This window comes from Aeromonas sp. QDB56 (assembly GCF_027705505.1).
Classification (GTDB): Bacteria; Pseudomonadota; Gammaproteobacteria; order Enterobacterales; family Aeromonadaceae; genus Aeromonas; species Aeromonas caviae.
Genome location: NZ_JAPDBZ010000178.1, coordinates 1 through 6,630, shown reverse-complemented (window position 1 = coordinate 6,630; position 6,630 = coordinate 1). Strand labels below are relative to the sequence as shown.

Here is a 6,630-nt window from a genome sequence, read left to right as displayed (position 1 = left end):
CCCCTGCTCGGCCGCCTTGTGGAACCAGATCATGGCCTGCTGAAAGTCCTTAGGCACCCCTGCGCCGTAGAAGTAAAGAGTCCCAATGTTTTGTTGAGCCACGGCATGTCCCTGCTCGGCTGCCTTGCGGCCCCAGAGCAAGGCCTGCTTGAAGTCCACAGACACACCTTCACCAGTGGCGTACCTTCCAGCAAGCTCACTTTGCGCTTCGGGATCCCCCTGCTCGGCCTCCAGTTGGAGAGCTTGGAGATTCAATGATGTTGGTTTGTGATGGGCCTGACCACAACCCAACAAAAAACATGCAGCAACAGCAAACACCAAGGGGCGAGCAACACGATGCATAAAAACCTCCTTGTAGGCTTAGCGAAAGACACAAATTAAAGAACGGCACCCTGTTCAGGCCAGTAGCCACAATACCCATTAATATGGCGTCACCACACCGAAACAGAGGTGCACCTAATGCCCATTATGTTCAATTGGCCTTTTCACCAGGGAAAACGGGCCGTTCGCCCCGTTCTGGCGGCAGAGGGGACATTTAGAGTGCTCGGACAGGGCTGCCGAGGCGGTTTGGCGGCTGAAAGTTTGTGACGGGCTGGCGGGGGGAAATACCGACCCCGGAGAGCCGATCTGGTTTCGGCCAGATCGGGCGGTGAACTGGCGATTTTGGATAATCTCCTCGCTGTCCACCGAGGACGCCGCTAGGCCCAGTTGACGCCCTGGCCTGACTGCGTCTCCCGGCCCCAAACCAACGTGCGCGCAACATGCGGAATCCTTCACACATATTTGTGTGAACAATTTGATTGTTGTTGCCATCATATTTTGATTTTGATGATTCATATTCCGCATTTGATGTACTGTTCGCCCCAATAACCGGTTTCGCATCGTTTTTCGCCGCAACCCCGGCTGTGTCCAAGCCTGAAAAACGCTTGAACACAGCCAGAATTGCGGCCTGTAGCTCATTTGCGCCGGAAAAATCACTCCGGTGACAATTGGGTCAGAGGTTGCTAGTCTGGGGGGGTAAACTAGCAGTACGTTTTTTTCAGGTATCGCACAACCTGGACGCCTCGGGCCCGAAATGCTCTGAAAATCCTGATGACCTAGCTGCTAATTGGTCGGCCTTAAGTGGCACGTTCTGCCCCGAACCCCTCGGGTTCACAGCCCCCATCCGGCTCAAAATGCGATGCGTAACGTGGTGTTAGTCAAACCCTCTCTGGCGACACAGAGCAATTGGCAAGTCGGCGCAAGCCGCGACGTTCCGAACGAACGTTGGTTGTTCTTACAACTCGCCGAGATCCCCCGATGGCCCAGCCATTCAACCGCCTCACCCCCCATACCGCTCAGATCCTGGCCCTGAAAGGAGCCGGAGCCAGCATCGCCGAAATTCAACGTTGGCTGCGTGCCAGGCGGATCCGCGTGGATGAGTCCACCATCAGGCGTTTCTGGTCTCGCGTACACACCCAAGCCCCCCAGTCCCTGCCGGACTTTGACGCCGCCGCCGAAGTCCTGCTGCTCAAGGCCGAGACCAAGATCCGTCGCAAGCGTTGCTTCAACCAGACCCGCAGCAGACTGGACTCCCGTACAGCCGAGATCCTGGCCATGAAAAACGCGGGTCTGAGCGCGGCCAAAATCCAACTGGCGCTGGACGCCAAGGGCCTGACGGTCGATGAATCTACCGTCTGGCAATTCCTCAAAAAACAGCAGGAAAAATATGGCCTCATTTAGAGCCCCAGCAGCCCAAGCGGCTTGGGTAATGCAGCAGGTGCAGGGCCGAGAGATCAAAAGCGTTGGCTCCGTTAGAGACTATGAACAGGGCCTAACCCGAGTGGCCGAGTGGCAACAGGCCGAGCATCCGCGCCTGGCGCAGGGATTGCGCGGCATGACCCAAGAGTTGGCCATCGCGTACCTGGAGCAGCGGGCCGAGCAGGTCAGTCAATCGACGCTCAATCAGGAGCGGCAGGCGCTCCAGGTGATGATGCAGCTCGTGACGCACAAACTCGCACCGGACGCACGCCTGCCTGTGGTGCAATCGGAGAAGCAGATCGTCGAGCAATCGAGGGCCTACACCCAGGAACAGATCGCCCTGGTAGTGGGTGCCCAAAACGAGCGAAACGGATTGGCCACGGAGATCGCCCATGCCGCAGGGCTGCGGGCATCGGAGCTGCTGACACTGCAACGGATCGAGGAACGCGCCCCCAGTGATCGGCCCGCCAGGGAGGAAAAATTCACCGGCAGAGCGCCTGGCGAGCGCTACACCGTCCATGGCAAAGGCGGCCTGATCCGCGAGGTACGGCTGCCCAGCGAACTGGCGGCCCGCCTCGAAGCGCGCCGCCTGGACACGCCCGTGCGGATCGACGATCGCGGCGTTTTCCGCGACAGTCGCTACGACATCGCGGGCGGCCATGCCTGGTCGCGGTCGTTCTCCGCCGCCTCCGACCGCGTGCTCGGCTGGTCAGCTGGCGCCCACGGCATGAGGCACAGCTATGCCCAGGAGCGGTACGGTGAATTGCAGGTGCGGCAGGGGTTGAGCCCGCACGATGCAAAAGAAACCCTGTCCCAGGAGCTCGGACATTTTCGGGCAGAGATCACGGAGTGCTATCTACGGTGATAAAGCAATATTCCTATCGGTTCTTGTGGGTGATCGGTGCCCTGATCGCCAGATATGGCCTGCACCTGGTCCAGGCCGACGCGGCATTGGTGTTTCATCCAGACGACGCGGCCAGGGAGGTCATCAATGGCTGAGCTCGTTGGCTGGCTCGTTCCGATGCTGGTACTGGGGGGATCAGTGGGACTCCTCTACTACTCCTTCTCCGACAATGAGCCAGAACTCAAACAGCTCACGTACGAAAAAGGGCAATTGACGGCAAGGGTGGCAGCCCTGGAGGCTGGGGTCGCGGAACGCGACCGCGATCTGGAAAAGCTGCGGGAGCAGCTCCGGGAGAACGAGTCCACCCTGCGGTACACGAAAGGGGAGCTGGAGAAGAGTCTGAAACGCTCCGGCAACGCGCAAGAGGCGGCCAAACGGATGAAAGAGATCCAAGGGCTACAGATGGCGGAATCGAAGCGGTTGCTGGCCATGGCGCTAAACCCATCATCTACGGATGAACAGCGGCGGGCGGCCCTTCAGCAGCTCCACGATCACTTGCACCATCCCCCGGCTCACAAAGGGCGGATCAAGCGAGTTAAGACCAAAAAAGGAAAGAACCCTTGGGCCCGCGAAAAGGCAGTCGCATAGCGCCGCGATCAGCCTGGCTCTCCTACCTGCGCTGACGGTTGCCTTTCGGAAACGGCGCGGGCATCATCAAAAAACACATTTGATTAATCGAATTGGTTATTTGATATGGAAGAACTGCAAGCGAAGTGGACGTTCGATCAGGGCGGGTTTGCCAAGGCCCTGATCGCCCCCACCCCGATGGGGGCTGGCTACCATCTGCATCTGGTGAAGTTCGGCAAACAGAGCGAGACCATTGTCCTGGAACGACAACGCGGGGGCTGGCGGGTGTTCAAGAGCATCGATGCCGCCGCCAACACCGCCAATGGCATTGGCTTTCGGCGTATCGAGATCGATCTGAGCAGTCGTTGAGCCCCGACACCTCATGACAAAACACCAACCCCCGCTCCGGGGATAACTGCTGCCGCCCACAGGGGACGAGCCCCTGCTGGACGGACGGGCGCAGTTACCCCCCTCGCCAAGATCCTCTCTATCGATTTAAAGCCAGGAAAAGACCAGGGCCCAAGGGCCCGCGAAAAAGGCGGTCGCAATGCTCCCCGATCTGCCGGGCTCTCCTATCTTTCGCTGCGCTTCAAGATAGGAGAGCCCTCCTGTTTGGCTACGTTAAAAATGACGTAGTTACACAAGATAGGACTCGCCTTGCTCTGAACTATTGAGGCCGCTTGCGGCGGCTCCCCCTCACGCGCTTCAGAGACACACCCCGTCCTGCTGCATCGCCTTTAGTCCCCGCCTGTGGGCCGGACAGCCGCGCCGTGTTTAAAGAGCTGGCCGTGGTTGGTTCCCCGTTACGCTCTGTTGGCTGATGCCCCACGGTTGCGAGCCGTGGGAGGCTGTGGTGCGCGGTCGCACGCTGGGCAGTATGTGAGATATCCCCGTTCTGCCCGACCAACCACACCCACTCACGGCAACAAACTCATGCTTCCAATCCGTGCGGGTACGACAAAGCGCCAAAGGTGGTGGCCTTTTGTAACGGGCGTAGAGAGAGGGAATGCTTGATTGATGGGCGCCAAGGAGGCTAAACTTATTAGGCTTTTAGGTGACTGCTTCCCTCTACGGAGCCGTTACCAGGTGAAGTCGGTTCCCCAACTGACTACACCTTCGAACAAACCACCTTGCCTGGTGGTTTTTTCGTTTCTGGCGAACAGGTTACGCTGGATCCTCGAGGATCGTCAATAAACAGTTACAAACTTAACCATGCCACCACTTGGTTATTTAGCCTCATCACCTGGAGAGGTTAAAAGAGCCAGCAATCCAGATACTGCAAGCACTGGGCCAGCGACATATGTCACGTAAACACCGATATATGACACGGTAAGCCAGATAAGTGCGTATATAGCTAGCGTTAGCCAAAATACCATCACAGATTTGTTGTATATCCATACTTTCATTTTTCTACAAACCCTCCGCTAATCGGGCATCTTGTAATAGATTTTTCTGGATGTTCTTTCGCCCAATCTAGAGCTTCACGAAATGTATCAAATCGCATTTTATTGCCATTTACCACGTAAGTTTGAGCCTCAGAAAACACCGTAACCTTCGCGCAAGGAAGCCATCGCCCCTTTTCTCCGGCCTTAACTTTACGGCCTTTTCTATTCCACTCCTTCACAGTTAAGTTCCCTTCCTCACGGAGCTCGCTTTCCCAATCAGAGTCCCAGCATGGAGAGTCCCACGGAGCGAAATCTGCTTGCATACCAGCTTCACCGAAAAGATCTTCCCACCCCCCCATAGCTTCTTCCCTCTGTTTTTAGGTAGACGATAACGAATAACATTACGCCAACTCCATTCCTTGAGTTAGCACAAAGCTAAGATAGCTCGTCCGAACAGCCAAAAAGTGGTGCGCATAACGCCTTTTATGTTCAAGAGCTCCTGATCTGTCTCGGGGCACCCATGAAGCCCGTGGCATCCACCTCGAACCGGCAGACCCCGATCTGCTGCAGGTAGAGCACCAGGGTATCGAGCTTGCGAAAAACTCTGAGCTGCTTGCTGCGCTGGGCGGCCAGGGCACGTTCGGCTAGACCGTAGCGCACCAGCAGCGTCCAGCCGCCAGGTTGGCCAACTGCGATCACGACACGAACAGCACCGGCCGCCACCAGTTGTACCAGGGTGGGATGGGTAATGGTTTCCATGGGGGAGATTCCGAGACAAGGGATAGTGCGGCGCAGGATGGGAGATAACGCCTAGCAAAACAAGTCATCTTGCAGGATGACCAGCAGCAAAAAGGGCGTCCGATTTAACGTAACGCCCCCTTATGCGCATATTAGTACCATCTAGAACTTGCGGTCTGGCGTACTGAAAATCCGCCCCCATTTACGCCCAGATGTACTCACCTGAAGTGCATATTCATTATCCTTAATGGTACAACAACGTACACCATCAATTTCTCGCCTCTTTGAGTGGTAACAACCAACCTTCCGCCTCCAACTGCGCCGCCTGTCCATTCACATCCACGATACTCCCATCTGCCCCAACAACTCGGTTGGTCCAGAGAATGTGGCTAGCATCTGCTGCCACGGCAGCCTTTAACATGGAAGCAATAGCTTGAGTGCCATTGTCATGGCCATAGAAATGCCTCGAGAGCACCTTATAGCTGGTTATGCTACCCGATGGCACAACCACCTTGAGGTGGGCCAACAGATCTTTCCAATTCACGCTACTCATACTGCATAGAACCCCTTGCAACGACTTACAGAATTCCTTGAACAGCAGATCCACAGCTACGTGGAAACACCACAGCCCACACGCCAAACCAACGGCCTATGGGCGGCCTGCTGACGCTTTTACCGACTTCGACTGATACTCCTCGAAATAGCGGCTTGCTATTGCTTGTGCTTCTGCAAGGCGTTCCGGTGTCAACCGCGCTGCGATCTCATCACGGGCAGCCTCATGGGTGTCGTACCCATTTGCTACCAACATCGAGAACCACGCATATGCCTGCAGGTCATCCCTCGGCACAGAATCATCATATCCGTACATTAACCCCAGCACGAATTGCGAGCCGTAATACCCCTGCTCGGCCGCCTTGCGGAACCACTCGATGGCACGCTGGTTATTCCGCGGCACCCCTCTACCATGCCAATAAATCAATCCAACTTGATGTTGCGCCTCGACATGCCCTTGCTCGGCCGCTTTGCTAAACCACACCATGGCCTGCTTGTAATCTTGTGGCTCCACTACCTCGGAATATATCAATCCCAGTTGATATTGCGCCTCGAGATCCCTCTGCTCGGCTGCCTTGCGATACCAGACAATGGCCTGCTGAAAGTCCTTAGGCACCCCTTGGCCCTTGCTGTACATCACCCCCAGATAGCGTTGCGCCTCAGCAACCCCCTGCTCGGCCGCCTTGTGGAACCAGATCATGGCCTGCTGAAAGTCCTTAGGCACCCCTGCGCCGTAGAAGTAAA

The 6,630-nt window shown here is 56.5% G+C and carries 10 protein-coding genes; 5 read left to right on the top strand and 5 right to left on the bottom strand.

Going from position 1 to position 6,630, the window contains the following annotated elements; all coding sequences use genetic code 11:
* A partial coding sequence (locus OKB81_RS18695) for a tetratricopeptide repeat protein (RefSeq protein ID WP_270805370.1) occupies window positions 1-342 on the bottom strand: 342 nt, incomplete at its 3' end.
* Between the two features lie 957 nt (window positions 343-1,299).
* Between OKB81_RS18695 and OKB81_RS18690 the strand changes: the two genes are divergently transcribed.
* From OKB81_RS18690 to OKB81_RS18670, 5 genes are all read left to right on the top strand, one after another.
* A complete protein-coding gene (locus OKB81_RS18690) occupies window positions 1,300-1,722 on the top strand; it encodes a hypothetical protein (RefSeq protein WP_201035626.1) in 423 nt (140 codons plus the stop codon).
* A 100-nt stretch (window positions 1,723-1,822) separates the two neighbouring features.
* Entirely contained in the window at window positions 1,823-2,605 is a 783-nt protein-coding gene (locus OKB81_RS18685; protein WP_202395345.1) for a site-specific integrase, read from the top strand.
* Window positions 2,602-2,739: a hypothetical protein gene (locus tag OKB81_RS18680; protein ID WP_160839568.1), complete on the top strand. Its 138-nt coding sequence runs from the start codon at window positions 2,602-2,604 to the stop codon at window positions 2,737-2,739. Before OKB81_RS18685 ends, OKB81_RS18680 begins: the two co-directional genes overlap by 4 nt.
* On the top strand, window positions 2,732-3,232 hold the full coding sequence (locus OKB81_RS18675) for a hypothetical protein (protein WP_134997962.1): 501 nt from the start codon (window positions 2,732-2,734) through the stop codon (window positions 3,230-3,232). Before OKB81_RS18680 ends, OKB81_RS18675 begins: the two co-directional genes overlap by 8 nt.
* Before the next feature lie 105 nt (window positions 3,233-3,337).
* Complete coding sequence (locus tag OKB81_RS18670; RefSeq protein WP_103859311.1) at window positions 3,338-3,580, top strand: plasmid replication protein RepB; 243 nt, start codon at window positions 3,338-3,340, stop codon at window positions 3,578-3,580.
* A gap of 1,033 nt (window positions 3,581-4,613) precedes the next feature.
* Here OKB81_RS18670 and OKB81_RS18665 read toward each other — a convergent pair.
* The 4 genes from OKB81_RS18665 to OKB81_RS18650 form a co-directional block, all read right to left on the bottom strand.
* A complete protein-coding gene (locus OKB81_RS18665; RefSeq protein WP_270805369.1) occupies window positions 4,614-4,955 on the bottom strand; it encodes a hypothetical protein in 342 nt (113 codons plus the stop codon).
* Between the two features lie 130 nt (window positions 4,956-5,085).
* Window positions 5,086-5,355, bottom strand: a complete 270-nt coding sequence (locus OKB81_RS18660) for a hypothetical protein (RefSeq protein ID WP_039062313.1) — start codon at window positions 5,353-5,355, stop codon at window positions 5,086-5,088.
* Window positions 5,356-5,602: 247 nt separating this feature from the next.
* A complete protein-coding gene (locus tag OKB81_RS18655) occupies window positions 5,603-5,887 on the bottom strand; it encodes a hypothetical protein (protein WP_270805368.1) in 285 nt (94 codons plus the stop codon).
* 96 nt (window positions 5,888-5,983) lie between these two features.
* The coding region (locus OKB81_RS18650) for a tetratricopeptide repeat protein (protein WP_270805367.1) at window positions 5,984-6,630 on the bottom strand (647 nt) is incomplete at its 5' end.

Excerpts from the sequence above, each read along its gene's own strand:
- OKB81_RS18690 (WP_201035626.1), top strand. The coding sequence starts at position 1,300 with ATGGCCCAGCCATTCAACCGCCTCACCCCCCATACCGCTCAGATCCTG.
- OKB81_RS18675 (WP_134997962.1), top strand. The coding sequence starts at position 2,732 with ATGGCTGAGCTCGTTGGCTGGCTCGTTCCGATGCTGGTACTGGGGGGA.
- OKB81_RS18670 (WP_103859311.1), top strand. The coding sequence starts at position 3,338 with ATGGAAGAACTGCAAGCGAAGTGGACGTTCGATCAGGGCGGGTTTGCC.
- OKB81_RS18665 (WP_270805369.1), bottom strand. The coding sequence starts at position 4,955 with ATGGGGGGGTGGGAAGATCTTTTCGGTGAAGCTGGTATGCAAGCAGAT.
- OKB81_RS18660 (WP_039062313.1), bottom strand. The coding sequence starts at position 5,355 with ATGGAAACCATTACCCATCCCACCCTGGTACAACTGGTGGCGGCCGGT.
- OKB81_RS18655 (WP_270805368.1), bottom strand. The coding sequence starts at position 5,887 with ATGAGTAGCGTGAATTGGAAAGATCTGTTGGCCCACCTCAAGGTGGTT.